The organism is Microcystis panniformis FACHB-1757 (assembly GCF_001264245.1).
Lineage (GTDB): Bacteria > Cyanobacteriota > Cyanobacteriia > Cyanobacteriales > Microcystaceae > Microcystis > Microcystis panniformis.
This window is the reverse complement of record NZ_CP011339.1, coordinates 3,044,075-3,058,793: the sequence shown is the minus strand read 5'-3', so window position 1 is coordinate 3,058,793 and position 14,719 is coordinate 3,044,075. Positions and strand designations below refer to the sequence as shown.

The following is a 14,719-nucleotide window of genomic DNA, read 5'->3' as shown; positions in this document are numbered from 1 at the left end:
TCCCATAATGAATATCTTCGATATTTTAATCGGTTTTGTCGGTGGAGGTGCGATCGGGGGTGGGGCTTTATATGCCCTCCAAGAGGGAAAAATCAAGGAAGAACGGCAAAAATATCAGAAAATTCGGACGGCTTTAGGTGCAACCGAAGCGGAGTTAAAAGACAGCAAAGGACAGTTAAAACAACTCGCTCTCTCCGAAGAACGGATTCGCAATATCGAAGCCACCTATAGAGAAGAAGTGGCTAAATTGCAGAAAGAGTTAGAAGATAGCCAAGGACGTGTACAAGGGGCAGCCAGCGCCACTGCCGCTCAAGCAGTGGAAGTCGCCGATAAAACCCAAATTCAGCAACTTGAACAGGAATACGAGGCTAAAATCGAGGAATTGCGCCAAAGCTACCAAAGTCAAATACAAGAGATTATAGACGGGAAGCAAGGGGAAATAGAAGCCCTGCGTCAAAGTCAACAGGCGCAGATTCTAGAATTAGAAGAGGGCTATCAGTGGCAAATTCAACAACTAGAACAGAGTTATCAAAGCCAACTGTTAGGACTAGAAAATGCCCGCCAAGCAGTAGTGGATGATCGAACCACTGAAATCGTCGAACCCTGGGATGATTTCCCCGATAGCCCCAGGGACGAAGAAATAAATCCTTTGGATGGTTTTATCACCGAAGAAAACCTAGGATTGGAACCAGAATTTGCCCCTGAAACGCCACTAGAAACGTCCATTTCCGAACCAGAATTCAACAGTGATATGAATCCTTTTGATGGTTTTATCACTGAAGAAAACCTAGGATTGGAACCAGAATTTGCCCCTGAAATGCCCCTAGAAACCTCCGTTGACCAGGAGACATTTGACGGTTTAAACAGCCCAGAAGAAACCTTAGTTTCTCCAGAAATGACTGAGAGCGAAGATTTTCCCGTCATGGCAGAACCAGCAATCTCTGACTGGGAGATGTCCGCTGCTGAGATAGAATTTCTCAATAGTTTAACATTAGAGGAAGAAACGAGAACTATCGGTAGCCTAGAAGAATTATCGGGTAATTACGGTCAGATTCAAGAAACCGTTAGCAGTGACACCAGTTTCTCTGATTTATTAGCCACCGATGCCGAAAAATTCGCTGATAACCAAAATTTTCTCGATGACTTATTTGCTGATACCGATGACAGCAATAACCCCGAATTATTCGATTATTTTGCGGAAGAAACCCCCACAGTTGCATCTAACCGCCAAAATGTTGCTTCTGTTGCGAGTGACCAAGAAGAACTAGATTTCTTCAGTATGTTGGATAATGAAGAAATGGCTAATCTAGAATCCTTACCTTCTGACGAAGAACTGCCCCTTGATGATCTATTTAGCGATGATTTATTCTCGGATGGGGACAATAGCAAAACCACGAGGCTAGAATCTCATCAGTAGGCAGATTGCCCGCCATCAAGGCAGAAGACAGAATTTCTTCCCCACCCGATTTCTGGCTTCTGACTTTCCTAACTGCGCCACCAGCCAGATGGGCGTTTTCCCCCTGTCCCCCGATTCCCCTAACATAGAATAGTAAAAAAATCTACATCAAAAGTAGTGGACATTGTCAAAAAAAACAAATACGATGTGGGAGGGTACGTTGTACCCTTTTGACTGTACCTAGCCTTTTAAGGAGATTTTCCCGTGAAACTCACTATCAAAACCCTTGTTTTGTCCACTGCCACTTTCGGCTTAATGTGGGGTGTGGCACAAAACGCCCAAGCTGCTACTCTAATTCCTGGAGTCACTGCCTCAACGACCATAACAGGACAGGCTAATTGGAATCTAATCGATACCGTCAACGGCAAAGGGCTGCCCAGTAACACTCCCAGTCTTACGGGAAATCATGTGCCGTCGCAGACTGGTAATTCTTGGCGGTCAGGTATTTTAACTAACACGGAGGGCACCACAATTCCCTCAGGTACTATCACTTTTAATCTCAATGGTAGCTATAATCTATCTGGGTTTACTTTCTGGAACCTTGGCAATACGACTGAGGAGCTTGCCAATCAGGGAATTAAAGATGTGACGATTCAATACTCCAACAACGGTGGAACAACTTGGAGTACCCTGAGTGGCGCTCTGGCTTCCTTTGCAAAAGGACTTTTTGGTACTACACCTTTGCTTCAGCCCGCACAGCAGTTCAGTTTTACCTCAGTCGCTGCGACTAATGTTAGATTTACTAATCTGAGTAACTTTGGGGGGTTCACTAACCCCGCATTTCTCACAAAAAATGCGATCACTAATCCCAGAAGTCTTACTGGATAAGGGTTTGAATCCAGTGATCGCCTCGGAATAAAAACAACAGTGTGTTGACCGTTCAAGACTGAAGATCATAATCAATTAGACATTAGATAAAAAATGTTCTAAGTGCGTATTTTTTAGATAAATTAATTGTTTAATTAAAAATTATACGTTAAAAAAAGCCACACAATCTGCTACAATTTAGGAATAGAATAATTTAAGTACGACCAATTTATGACTTCTAATCCTAGCCAAAAAATCAGCCACCAACTCAACTTTGGAAGAATCAAAGGGAAAGAAATAATCGCTAATTTTGAGGGAGGGAGAATCACCTCAGATGCTGGAATTATCTTAATGGCAGAGTTAGATAAAAAACTAAAAATTAGCGATAAATTCGCTGAGGGTTTTCAAGATCATAGAAGTTTATCTTATATAGATTATTCAGTTCATCAATTAGTCTCTCAAAGAATTTATGGACTTATCTTAGGTTATGAAGATGTTAATGATCACGGCTCTTCGGTTTGTGTTATGCAATGGACGAGGGTTACAAGGGATGGAACCTTTATGTAGAAAGGCATTTGGCGATTTTTGTCAATTGTTTTTGCTCTAGAGCGAACTAATCAATTAAGTCTCTTGCCAGATAAGGATTTAGTCGATTTATGCCCCCCTATTGAACCATACCAAGTAACGAAGAACCATGATCACGACAAATTGCGGCATGACCCAGCCTTAGCCATTGCTTTAAAAAAACTTGATTTCATTGAATCAAATCAAGGGAGTTTAGCGGGGAAAAGTACAATTAATCGACTGGAATATTGTCCCGAAACTATTCTCAATCAAGAAGAAAGTCGTTATCATCGTATTGAACAGGACCCAAAAAAGATAGAAAAACTTTTTGTTGACATCTTTTTACGATCTTATAAAAATCCTCCTCGTCAAATTATTTTGGATATGGATGTAACAGATGATCAAGTACATGGTAATCAAGAGGGAGCCTTTTTCAATACTTATTATAACGGAGTATGTTATGCGCCTTTGTCTATATTTTGTGGGCATCATTTATTAGTAGCTAAACTCCGTTCTTCTAATGTAGATCCAGCCGATGGGGCCTTAGAGGAATTACAAAGAGTCATTGAATTAATTAGAGAAAAATGGCCAACCACTCAAATCTTACTGCGAGCTGATAGTGCCTACGCTCGGGAAGAAATCTTTAAATTCTGTGAGGAAGAAGACCGAGTTGACTATGCTATAGCAATGGGAACTAATAACCAATTAAAGTTACGAGCCTCAGATATAATTGAGAAATCTAAGAGAGATTATGAACAGAGACTTGAACCTGTAGTTGAATTAATGGAGACGCTTTTTGCGAAAGAAGAAGACTTAGAATTGGTCAGAAAATTAGTCCCTGATTCCACTTGGTATCGTTCTTTATGCTATCAAACTGAAAAATCTTGGAGTCGTCAAAGAAGAGTAGTCACCAAAGTTTCTCAGGGCAGTGAGGGTTTAAAAATTCGTCATGTTGTCACGTCTTTACCAGCTTCAAAAATACCTCCATCTAAACTTTATACTGAGAAATATTGCCCCAGAGGTGAGAGGTCAAATCGGCTTAAAGAGCAACAATTGGATTTATTCGCCGACCGAACTTCGACTCAGACATTCGAGAGTAATCAATTAAGACTTTGGTTATCCTCAATGGCTTATGTCTTAATGCAGGCTTTTCGTCAACATTGTTTATCTAACACCTCTTTTGCTCAAGCGACTGTCGGCACAATTCGCCTCAGTTTCCTGAAATTAGGGGCGAGAATTACGATGAGTGTCAGGAGGATTTTAATAGCGATCGCTAGTGCTTGTCCCTCTCAAGATATCTTAGCGATAGCTTATTCTAGAATTCAAGCTCTGACTGATACTGGATAAATCTTAGGGTTGCAAAAATAACTAAATAGTTGGTTCCCAGGCTGAGAAGATAATTCAGTCTATTTTGTCGTGAGAAATTTGGCTGATTGACTCAATTTTAGCCAATTTTTTGCCAGCTTTTTGGCTAGTTTAGTCAGATTCTTGTTTCCCAATTTGAGAATTCTTTCTGATTTACAAATAACCGCAATTTTCTGCATCCAAATCAGCTTCCCAACTCAATTTGTGAGAAATGCGGGTAACGCCACCGCAAACAATCGCATTGGCTTCTCAGAGATTCAGTTTGCAGGAACCAAAATCCCCGAACCTTCTTCCTTGCTTGCTCTGTTAGCCTTTGGTTTAGCGGGCGTGAGTTTGGGAAAAAGAATTTAACTTAGTGTCAGCAGAATTCCCTCGCTAGAAGTCCCTCGCTTTTAGGGATGAGATGAATGCCCAACATTTGACACTCCCGCCGTCAAGCTGACGCTGTGACGGGGATTCTTGATTCACCCCAAACCCGCTTTTGGGTACAAGTACCAAGGAGTCTTACAGTTTCTCCCCAAGCTTGAAATTCCGACTGTCCATCGGTATTTGTTGACAGTATTCTCATACCTTCTTCCCTTAAATTCTTGGCTGCGTTTTCATCTCTATCGTGATGACTCTTACATTCTGGACAAATCCATTCACGAATACTGAGAGTCAACGAATCATTTTTAAATCCACAGCAAGAACAGAGTTTTGTACTCGGATAAAACCTGTCAACTTTTACAAGTTTTCCTCCCTCTCTTTCTAGCTTGTAATCCAAGAAATTAAGCAACATACCCAAACCATCGTCATGTATTGATTTGGCTAATTTAGTCCTTGCTAACCCTTTAATATTCAGATTCTCGGCTACAACGATTTGGTTTTCATCGCACAACTTTCTGGAGAGTTTATGAAGAAAATCTTGTCTAGTATTTGCTATCTTTTCGTGAACCTTGGCTACCTCCTTAATGGCTTTTTGGCGATTATTAGACCCCTTGGCTTTACGAGACAATGCTTGTTGTCTCCGCTTTAAACGTTTAGCATATTTTCTGGTAGGTTTGATTGGGTCAATCTTGTAGGTTGTTTCACCATCAAAAACCGTAACTAAAGAAGATAAACCTAGGTCTATCCCTGATATTTTTAGTTTTTCAATGGTTGTTGAGTCATCCATCTCAAACAAGATGGCAGCAAAATATTTATCTGTACTGGTTTTAGAAACAGTTACGGATTTAATTTTGCCGTTTATCACTTGAGAAATCTTAGCTTTTACAACCCCTAATTTAGGTAGCTTAATTCCCTTATTTTTAACCGACATTCCGCACATCTTCATATATTTTTATATGTTTTTACATTCCCCAAGATGTTTTTACGAAAAACTGTCATTGTAGAGAATACTATTGAGAACTATTTTCAATAATTGATTTTTTCTGAGAAAACCAATTACAATTCTTCACCTTGATAAAAATCCATCATTGTAGCTATAATCCTTACTGGCAATGGGTTGTAAGCAATGTATTAGTAAAAATTATCAATTGAATGTTAAGAAGTGCGGAAGATGGGTTTTAATTGAACAACTTTCAGGATAACGGATTGATTGTTTTTTGTGCCTACTTTTAAACTTAGGGAATTTTGTTCTTTTTGAGAAGAAGTTCTTAAAAGCAGATTCTAAGTTTTTCAATGATTGCTGCAAGGCAGCGGCAGTAGCCTCAGCTAACCATTCAAAATCCGGTTATTTCTTGAGTTGGGTAAGGTCTTTTGCCATGTCACAGTAGGTCATTCCTTTACCCGTCTCTAGGTACTGATTGTTAGTTTTATTTAAGTAGTAATTCCCAACAAAACGAACGCAACCAAAGTTTTTAGCTAAGGGACAGTCTTGTTCTTTGTTTGGGTATATTCTCACTTTTAAAACATTTAACATCAGCCTGACCCCATCTGTGTTATTTTTTTGGTATAAGACTTACCGCTTAAATAGGGTTGGCTGAATAAATGTGAAATGTAGGCAAGGTAGGGGTTTTGTGGCTTTTCTCGAGAAACAGGTGCAAGATTTTGAGAGAATCGTGCTTCAAAACCTTGCGTCCTCATCGGCCCGCATCCTGTAGGGGCGAAGCATTCGGATAGAAAATCTACGGTTTTACCGATAGGTTATTGCCCGAATGCTTCGCCCGTACTTTTTCAGCAAACCCTAAATATACTTTAGACGTTCATAATCTGAGATTTATTAAACTTCTGAAATCGTAGAGTCAGCAAGGAATCCAGTTGGCTCTTCTGGTTTCTGTGTGGAAACGAGGTCTATACTGATAGTTTCTTCGACAAAATAGTCCTAAAAGTGTTACCCGATAAGCATTTCACGATTCCATAAGCAAAAATTATCACACAAAGTCGAGAAGAGCCTCCAGTTCTTTTTTATGTTTCAGATGGGCATCATTCAGACATTCATAAATATCTGAAGAAAAGTCAGAAAAGGTTTCATAATATTTACCATATAAACATTTCTTTTTGACAAATTTCCACAGCCTTTCAATTAAATTTAGATTAGCGAGACGGCAGATAGAGTAGCTCTATTGACAAGGAAAGAGCTAATTCTTCAACAATTTTACATTTTTGATAGCGGGCATTATCTAAGACTAGAGTGATGGGAATCATTAGTCCTAAAGCAGCTATTTTTGACGTGAGTTCACATACTTGAGTTGCTGTAATATAAGTGTCATATGTTACCAGAATAACTTCATGGGTTATCGCATTTAATGCTCCTAAAACCTTAAAGCGTTTACGCCCGCTCGGTGACTTAACAAAAAGTCTCTCAAAACACCAAACAAAACCGAGAAATGCTCCCATAACAAAGTGAGGCGCATCAACAAAAAAAACAGCCCTTTTTCCTTCTTTAGCCTCATTTAGTCTGGGTTCTAGCTTTTTTTCTTTGTAGTCTTCTTGTTCATCTGGGTCAGCTTTAGAAGGAAGAGAACCTACTTTTAAACATTTCATTCCCATTGATTTTAAGAATTTCCTCACTTGGGTAGGACTTCGTTTTATTCCTGTCAATTCTTCTCTTCTATATACAGCTTCATTTATTGTGGCTGGTGAGTTTTTCTCAAAATATTTTTTGAGCGTTTCTCTTTGAAAATCTAATTCACTTTTAGGGCGATAGAAGTTGATTTCTTTTAATTTTTCTATTCCGCCTTCTTGATCATCTCGAAGATAGGTTAATAAGGTATTTGGCGAGATTCCTGCTAACTGACAAATTTTTGGGTGCGGTATTTTTTGACTCTTTAACCAAAGAACTTCCATCTTCAGTTGAACCCGGGGATCGGGATGATGAAATCTTTCATAATACAGTGAGTTCTTTTTTCTTTTGGGAGCATCTAATTTATGCAAGTGAGTAATTATACTTATCCCTAAAACTGGTTTCTAGCAAGGCTTTCAAAATAGCTTGACATAAAAACCTGATTTAGGGGTTACAAAGGTGAGATGCTACCTTTCTTTGTTCTTTTCTTCTTCCGTGAATTCTAGGTTAATCATGTTTTTAATGAGTGCTTTGCTTCTAACGCTCTTGGAGGGAGTCTGGCAAAAGTCTTACAGTCTCTAAACCCTAGCTCTCTTATGGAGTAAGCCTTCAAGCTATCGCTAACTAACAGAAACCCGAAATTTGAGTTTTTATTAGAAAAAAAGTTAGCGTTCCCTTGTCAAGCAAGGGTTTCAGAACCTAGATTCGGTTAGGGATTTCCGAAAGTCCCTCCAAGAGCGATAGGAACCAACCTAATTAGGGTTTGCGGCAAAAAGTTTTTCGGTGGGGGCAGGGTGTGGGGTGTGGGGTTTTACCAGTTTTGAGGTGGCCAATTACCTAATTTTCAGGGAAAAAGTGCCTAAATTTCCCCCCGATCACTCCCATATCCAGTGCTTTTTGATTGACAAAAGGTCTAAAAGTCTTACCCAACAAGGTTTTTATATTTATTCAGCCAGCCCTAATTACTCAGAATCTTGGGTAAAGTTGCACCAATGCTCGTCGGAATGAGATGTGTTCCGACTAGGTTCTTGGCTGGAGAATGAGCCATTAACTTCTTGCCATTGCCGGACTAGCAAAGATACTCTAAATCGAAACCCTAGCCAGAAAAATTAGAAAAACAGCCCTGGGGGTGCTGGCGAGTGCTATAAAGGTAAGTAGTCATTTCGATCGCCTAATCGTTCTAACTATGCCACGCACTCAACGTAACGATAATTTTATTGATAAATCTTTTACCGTCATGGCGGATATCATTTTAAAGATACTCCCCGCCAATAAAAAAGCCAAGGAAGCGTTTGTTTATTACCGCGATGGGATGTCTGCCCAAGCTGACGGCGAATACGCCGAAGCCCTCGATAATTACTATGAGGCTTTAACATTAGAAGAGGATCCTAACGATCGCAGTTATATCCTCTACAATATCGGCATTATCCACGCTAGTAACGGCGAGCATGAAAAGGCTCTAGAATACTACGAAGAAGCTATTCAACTTAATCCCAGAATGCCCTCCGCTTTGAATAATATCGCCGTTATTTACCATTTTCAGGGGGAAAAAGCCAGAGAAGACGGTCAACAGGCCGAAGCGGAAGCACTCTACGACAAAGCGGCAGAATACTGGAAACAAGCCATCCGATTAGCCCCCAATAACTACATTGAAGCCCAAAACTGGCTGAAAATCACCGGGCGCTCGGAAATTGATGTTTTCTTTTAAATTGAGGAGTCGGTCGTCAGGAGACAGGAGTCGGTCGTCAGGAGATAGGAGACGGGAGACGGGAGACGGGAGATTATTTTTATTTATTCTCCCCACACCCCACACCCCACACCCCACACCCCACACCCCACACCCATCTCCCTGCTCCCCACACCCCACACCCCACACCCCACACCCCATTTCTCCCATGATCGATCGAGCTACAGTTGAAAAAATCGCCCATTTAGCCCGTTTAGAGATTAATAGCGGCGAAGAAGAACAATTTGCCCTGCAATTAAGCGGAATCCTCGATTATTTCGAGCAGTTAAGCGAATTAGACACGGAAAATGTGCCACCCACCACGCGAGCGATCGAAATTCAAAATATCACTCGCGCCGATGGTAATAGACCTTATCCCGATCACGAGGTCTTAGTGCAGGAATCGCCGGCTCCAGAAGGGGATTATTTCCGGGTTCCCCGTATTCTCAACACCGACGAAGAGTGAATTAGTGATCAGTGATCAGATGTGAGTTTTCGGTTTACTGTTTACTGATCACTGATTTAGATGCCATCTAGGGTTTTTGCTGCTATCTTGGACTAAGATCAGACCTAGCAATGGAGACATAATATAATGATCGCATCTCAAGATGTGGCACCATTTCAGCTTATTTCGAGCGTAGAATCGGCAGCAACAGAATTTAGACCTTGGGGTTCTTTCACCACTCTAGAAGAAGGTCTTGGTTATAAAATCAAGCGAATTGAAGTGAATCCGGGTCATCGTCTCAGTTTACAGATGCACTACCATCGCAGTGAACACTGGATTGTGGTTTCGGGAACGGCAAAAGTCACCTGTGGAGATAACGAGGAAATTCTCGGCGCTAATCAGTCCACCTATGTGCCGCAGTGTACCGCTCACCGTCTGGAAAATCCTGGGGTGATTAAATTGGTATTAATCGAAGTGCAGAATGGGGAATATTTAGGAGAGGATGATATAGTGCGTTTTCAGGATGATTATGCTCGTCATCAGAGCTAAGACCGTGTTTAGGGAGACAGAAGGGCAAGAAACTATATTTTCGCTCCAAAAACCTTTTGAGGTTAGTCTGCCTGACTGTCTTCCCTGCTGTCAAGGCTTGTCAAGTTCTAGAAAAATTTTCTTTTCGGGCCGGGTAGCGGTTTTCCTCCATGGCAGAAAAATAAACTTCCCCTAGGCCCTGTGTGGGAAGCTTGAGGAAAGCTGGGCTAGGGGAAATAATTTATTCCTTTGCTGGATTAACTTTAGCATATAACTCTCATTTGTCAGGACTATAACAGCCAGATGTCAATTCTGTGACAAATGCGAGTTTTCAGTTTACTGATTGCTGGTGACTGATTACTGGTTACTGTCGTCCACTTATTTTCTGAGAATTCTAGAGGTACTTGTAAAGATTTGTTACAAGGAGACGGGGAGAAATCTGCGGACAGGGAGACAAGAAAGGATTATCGACGGGGATCAAGGATTTCAGTAGGAAATTGGATTGGGGATCAAGGGAAACCGATTGTAAAGTTTTCGATACATCTCGCCGATTCTTGTAATAGTTCGATACATATAACATAGATAATCAGCGATGATTGTAAATTTATATTGCGAATAGCTCATCTTCTTCGGTGTTTTCCCTATACTGGTTCTCATCAACTTTGAGCCGACGTGCAGAAAAGTTAGACCACCAAGTTTGTAAGAGGTCAGGAAGATGCAATTAACCGCAAGAAATAACTGGGGCCACGTTTCTTTAGCAATGCTAAAAAGCTTTCTTCTCTGGAGTTTCGTCCTCACTGTCTGTTTATTAGTAGTGGGATTTCCTTTAGTAGTATTAATGATGACAGTGGGGGCATTGTCGGCGATTATCTTACAGTCGGTTTTACCGGTTAGTTCCGTGCTTTTAGTGGCGGGAATGATTATTGGTATTAACATTTTGGCTATCCTAATTAGTGCCGCTTTGTTAGCAGCAAAAGGTGTTCATCCCCATGAAGTTAGCTGGTTGCACTGGTTACACGGTGAGGCAAAAACTTCTCATCAAGCTGTTTATGCTTCTTGTCCCCTAACTTGCGGGATGATTCATTAAATCTGATTTTCTTACAGTGGAATTACTTACCTTTTTTCTATTTAGATTTATTTAAGTTTTCAACTGCTTTATCGGTTGACTATACAGATTCCAAGCTAGTGGAACCCGGTTTTACCGGGTTTTTTCATTGCTATTTAGCTAAAGCAGTTATCTGAATGGTGAGGTACGAAGTTTTCGTTTTGGGGGGTAGGTCTTCGCTCAAATTAGGTTAAACTTCATCTATTATGAGAAAGGCTGTGACTGAATATTAGGAAGATAGGGAGATGAGTAGGTGGGCGGAATTAAATATAAGATGAACGTAGGTTGGGTTGAAGCATGAAACCCAACGCTCGATTATGTTACGCTACCGCTAACCCATCCTACAAATAATTGTACTAGGAAATTTATTTTGCAAGACTACTTAAACAGTAATCAGTTAACTGAAAACTCACATCTGATCACTGATCACTGATAACTGATCACTGATAACCGGTATAATGGGCGAGAAAACCGGAAAAAATCGATGTCTAGCCTTCCAGAAACCGAAAATCCCAGTTACAAGGCCATCTTAGCGGCATTAAACCATTTAATCAGCGTTGTTGCCCGTTTACGAGACCCAGAAAGCGGCTGTCCTTGGGATTTAGCCCAAACCCCGGCAACCCTAATTCCCTACGTTATCGAGGAAGCTTATGAGGTGGTAGCGGCGATTAAAAGCGGTGATAAAACTGCCATTGCTGAGGAATTAGGCGATTTACTGCTACAGGTGGTTTTACAAGCCCAAATTGCCAGTGATGAGGGTAATTTTAGCCTAGAAGAAGTGGCTAGAGGCATCACTGATAAATTAATTCGTCGTCATCCCCACGTTTTCGGGGATCTATCCCTAGAAAATCCCGAACAGGTGCGTCAAAATTGGGAGAAAATCAAAGCTGAGGAAAAAAATGACCCGACTATTAGTGGCAAATTAACCCGTTATGCCCAAACTTTACCACCCTTGATCGGGGCGATGAAAATTTCTCGGCAAGCGGCGCGAGTCGGTTTTGAGTGGGAAAATATCGCGGGAGTCTGGGAAAAATTTGGCGAAGAGTTGGCAGAATGGCAAGAGTCCCTAGAATCGGGCGATAAAGAGCATCAACAGGCCGAATTAGGCGATTTACTCTTTACTATTGTCAATCTTGCTCGCTGGTATGATTTAGATCCCAGTATCGCTTTACAAGAGACTAATCTGCGTTTTATTCAACGTTTTTCCCTAGTGGAATCTGTGGCAGAAAAGCCTCTCCATGACTATACACTAGAGGAATTAACAGTTTTCTGGCAGCAAGCGAAAGCTAAGTTACATCAACCATCATCTGGGCAATAATGCAAGAGCAAGAAATTAATAAGGACAAATCCAAGAGTTTTTGGGCTTCTATTCGAGAAAATCTGCAAATTATCACTATAGCTTTAGTTTTAGCCTTACTGATCCGCACTTTTGTGGCTGAACCTCGTTTTATCCCCTCTGATTCTATGTTACCCACTTTAGAACAAGGCGATCGCTTAGTGGTGGAAAAACTTTCCTACGATTTCCATCCTCCTCGACGGGGGGATATCGTCGTCTTTGAACCGCCGGCACAATTACAATTACAGGGATATCAAAAGGATCAAGCTTTTATTAAAAGAGTGATTGCCACCCCAGGGGATGTGATTGCTGTCAAGGAGGGCAAAATTTATCTGAATAATCAACCCTTGGCAGAGGATTATATTCTAGAATCCCCTCAATATAATTTAATGCCTTTGCTCGTGCCAGAAAATAATTTATTTGTGATGGGAGATAATCGCAATAATAGCAATGACTCCCATATCTGGGGGTTTTTACCGGAAAATAACGTGATTGGTAGGGCGGTTTTTCGCTTTTTTCCTTTTAATCGTTTGGGGATTTTAGGGGGGAATCGCTAACAGGAATTTTTAGTCCTGACGATGTTGAACAATTAAGACGGAACAGGGGGCATGATGGAGAACATAATTACTCACACTACCTAAGAATAACTCTCCTAGACCCGAGCGCCCACGCCGACCGATAACAATTAAATCAATATTCTCCTCTCGCGCCACTTTACAGATAGTTTTGGCGGCATGACCGTAAATTTGCCGGTATTCTCCCTTTACACCCATTTCTGCCGCCTGATTAGCTCTTTTTTGCAACATAGCCGCCCCTTTCTGCTCGAATTCTTCCCATTGTCGCCGCCAAAAATCAAGAGTGAGATCATTACCCTGGGCGGGGTAAATATCGGCTAAATTGGGTGGAATCGGTAAAGGGCTATAATCTTCCTCAGGGGAAAGGACGTGCAGTAGTAGGAGGTTAGCTTCGTACTTACTGGCTAAGGATACAGCCTCCTTAAAAACACTGTCCCCCATCTCCGACAAATCTACTGCTATCAAGATTTTTTGATACATTTTTCAGCCTCTGCAACCATGCCTTATTTAACGGAATCCGACGCTATTAGGAATGCGATCGATCACTTTTGCCATTTTCCCATTCTTTGGTTAGATACGGAAGTGGCCGATTACAATAGCAAGACTCCCCGTTTGTCTCTGATTCAAATTCTGGCTGATTCCACGGACTTAACGGGGGAGCGGGTGACAATTTTGGATGTTCTCGAACGACCGGATATTACTGACTATTTTATCACTAAAATCCTGTTGCTTGACCGGATAGAAAAGGTTTTTCACAATGCTAGTTATGATTGTCAATTTTTGGGCGGTAAGGGCAAAGTTTAAAAAATTACCTGTACCCTAGAGTTAGCTAAAAAGGTTCCCTACTATATTGCTCCTTTACCCAATTATCAACTGAAAACCCTGGCTGAATTAGGTTATACTTAGTATTTATGAGAAAGGCTGTAATAGCTAGAAAAAATTGCTTGCGGGGATAATTTCAATGACTGTAAAGATCGCTTATCTGGGGCCAGTGGGAACCTATTCAGAAACAGCCGCTTTAGCATATGCTAACAGTTTAGCATCCCAGCCTCATCAATTAATACCCTATCCTAGCATTGCCCTGGCCTTGCGATCGGTTGTCCAAAATCAGGCCGATTTAGCAGTGGTCCCGGTGGAAAACTCCACCGAGGGAAGTGTGGTAATGACTCTTGATGCTTTATGGCAATTACCTGGGTTACAGATTCAACAAGAATTAGTTTTACCGATTTCCCATGCACTTCTATCTCCTCGACAATCGCTAACAGAAATTACCACCGTTTATTCCCATCCCCAAGCTTTAGCTCAATGTCAAAAATGGCTAGAAAATAATTTGCCTACCGTGCCGATTATTCCTACTAATTCTACCACAGAAGCGATTCAAATTCTCGATCGAGAGGCCAATTCGGCCGCTATTGCTTCTCCCCGGGCAGCAAAACTGTATCATGTACCAATATTAACACAACCAATTAATGATTATCCCGATAATTGTACCCGTTTTTGGGTAATGGCTTTAACTTCCCATCCCCAAGGGGAGCGAATGTCCCTCGCTTTTCAGGTTTTAGATCAACCTGGTGCTTTAGTCAAACCTTTAGAAGTTTTTGCCAAACGTCAGCTTAATTTATCTCGTATTGAATCGCGACCAACTAAACGATCTTTAGGGGAATACATATTTTTTATCGATCTAGAGATTAATCTGGATCAACAGCATTTAATCGCAGAAACTTTAGAAGAATTAACAAATTATACCGATGCGATCGAGGTTTTTGGTTTTTATCAGGTAGTTAATTTACCCGTAGAAAGTTTAGAGGAATTATAAACTAAGTTGCCCA

The 14,719-nt window shown here is 41.1% G+C and carries 13 protein-coding genes and 5 pseudogenes; 14 read left to right on the top strand and 4 right to left on the bottom strand.

Going from position 1 to position 14,719, the window contains the following annotated elements; all coding sequences use genetic code 11:
• Positions 1 to 7 precede the first annotated feature (7 nt).
• The 5 genes and pseudogenes from VL20_RS14785 to VL20_RS28910 all read left to right on the top strand — a co-directional run.
• Positions 8 to 1,417, top strand: a complete 1,410-nt coding sequence (locus VL20_RS14785) for a hypothetical protein (protein WP_052276935.1) — start codon at positions 8 to 10, stop codon at positions 1,415 to 1,417.
• A gap of 243 nt (positions 1,418 to 1,660) precedes the next feature.
• The gene (locus VL20_RS14780) at positions 1,661 to 2,284 is read left to right on the top strand and encodes a hypothetical protein (RefSeq protein WP_052276934.1); all 624 of its coding nucleotides are present in this window, start codon (positions 1,661 to 1,663) and stop codon (positions 2,282 to 2,284) included.
• A 210-nt stretch (positions 2,285 to 2,494) separates the two neighbouring features.
• A pseudogene (locus VL20_RS14775) lies at positions 2,495 to 2,764 on the top strand (transposase); the annotation flags it as partial.
• 192 nt (positions 2,765 to 2,956) lie between these two features.
• Positions 2,957 to 4,174, top strand: a pseudogene (locus tag VL20_RS14770) (IS1380 family transposase); the annotation flags it as partial.
• A 243-nt stretch (positions 4,175 to 4,417) separates the two neighbouring features.
• Positions 4,418 to 4,543 (top strand): annotated as a pseudogene (locus VL20_RS28910) (PEP-CTERM sorting domain-containing protein); the annotation flags it as partial.
• An 82-nt stretch (positions 4,544 to 4,625) separates the two neighbouring features.
• On the opposite strand, the gene VL20_RS14765 reads toward VL20_RS28910, so the two are convergent.
• The 3 genes and pseudogenes from VL20_RS14765 to VL20_RS14755 all read right to left on the bottom strand — a co-directional run bounded on the left by VL20_RS14765 (position 4,626) and on the right by VL20_RS14755 (position 7,546).
• Entirely contained in the window at positions 4,626 to 5,489 is an 864-nt protein-coding gene (locus VL20_RS14765) for an RNA-guided endonuclease InsQ/TnpB family protein (RefSeq protein WP_284525796.1), read from the bottom strand.
• A 246-nt stretch (positions 5,490 to 5,735) separates the two neighbouring features.
• A pseudogene (locus tag VL20_RS34080) lies at positions 5,736 to 6,092 on the bottom strand (helix-turn-helix domain-containing protein); the annotation flags it as partial.
• Positions 6,093 to 6,543: 451 nt separating this feature from the next.
• Positions 6,544 to 7,546, bottom strand: a pseudogene (locus VL20_RS14755) (IS630 family transposase).
• Between the two features lie 412 nt (positions 7,547 to 7,958).
• Between VL20_RS14755 and VL20_RS32740 the strand changes: the two are divergent.
• The 7 genes from VL20_RS32740 (at position 7,959) to lepB (ending at position 12,872) form a co-directional block, all read left to right on the top strand.
• A complete protein-coding gene (locus tag VL20_RS32740) occupies positions 7,959 to 8,183 on the top strand; it encodes a hypothetical protein (protein WP_081417815.1) in 225 nt (74 codons plus the stop codon).
• 178 nt (positions 8,184 to 8,361) lie between these two features.
• On the top strand, positions 8,362 to 8,883 hold the full coding sequence (locus VL20_RS14745) for a photosystem I assembly protein Ycf3 (RefSeq protein WP_002770118.1): 522 nt from the start codon (positions 8,362 to 8,364) through the stop codon (positions 8,881 to 8,883).
• A gap of 187 nt (positions 8,884 to 9,070) precedes the next feature.
• Positions 9,071 to 9,367 (top strand): Asp-tRNA(Asn)/Glu-tRNA(Gln) amidotransferase subunit GatC, encoded by a 297-nt coding sequence (gene gatC, locus VL20_RS14740; protein ID WP_002770116.1) that lies wholly within the window; start codon positions 9,071 to 9,073, stop codon positions 9,365 to 9,367.
• 126 nt (positions 9,368 to 9,493) lie between these two features.
• On the top strand, positions 9,494 to 9,895 hold the full coding sequence (locus VL20_RS14735; RefSeq protein ID WP_002760121.1) for a phosphomannose isomerase type II C-terminal cupin domain: 402 nt from the start codon (positions 9,494 to 9,496) through the stop codon (positions 9,893 to 9,895).
• A gap of 694 nt (positions 9,896 to 10,589) precedes the next feature.
• Positions 10,590 to 10,961, top strand: a complete 372-nt coding sequence (locus tag VL20_RS14730; RefSeq protein WP_002760125.1) for a hypothetical protein — start codon at positions 10,590 to 10,592, stop codon at positions 10,959 to 10,961.
• A 502-nt stretch (positions 10,962 to 11,463) separates the two neighbouring features.
• On the top strand, positions 11,464 to 12,297 hold the full coding sequence (gene mazG / locus VL20_RS14725) for a nucleoside triphosphate pyrophosphohydrolase (RefSeq protein ID WP_052276929.1): 834 nt from the start codon (positions 11,464 to 11,466) through the stop codon (positions 12,295 to 12,297).
• Entirely contained in the window at positions 12,297 to 12,872 is a 576-nt protein-coding gene (gene lepB / locus VL20_RS14720) for a signal peptidase I (RefSeq protein WP_002770106.1), read from the top strand. Before mazG ends, lepB begins: the two co-directional genes overlap by 1 nt.
• Positions 12,873 to 12,881: 9 nt before the next feature.
• Here the strand turns inward: lepB and VL20_RS14715 are convergent, their stop codons facing one another.
• Positions 12,882 to 13,370, bottom strand: coding sequence for a universal stress protein (locus VL20_RS14715; protein WP_052276928.1), 489 nt, complete (start codon positions 13,368 to 13,370; stop codon positions 12,882 to 12,884).
• A gap of 18 nt (positions 13,371 to 13,388) precedes the next feature.
• On the opposite strand from VL20_RS14715, the gene VL20_RS14710 reads away from it, so the two are divergent.
• Together VL20_RS14710 and pheA are read left to right on the top strand one after the other, a co-directional pair.
• Positions 13,389 to 13,694: a ribonuclease D gene (locus VL20_RS14710; protein ID WP_072924041.1), complete on the top strand. Its 306-nt coding sequence runs from the start codon at positions 13,389 to 13,391 to the stop codon at positions 13,692 to 13,694.
• A gap of 157 nt (positions 13,695 to 13,851) precedes the next feature.
• Positions 13,852 to 14,706 (top strand): prephenate dehydratase, encoded by an 855-nt coding sequence (pheA, locus tag VL20_RS14705; protein ID WP_052276927.1) that lies wholly within the window; start codon positions 13,852 to 13,854, stop codon positions 14,704 to 14,706.
• Positions 14,707 to 14,719 lie beyond the last annotated feature (13 nt).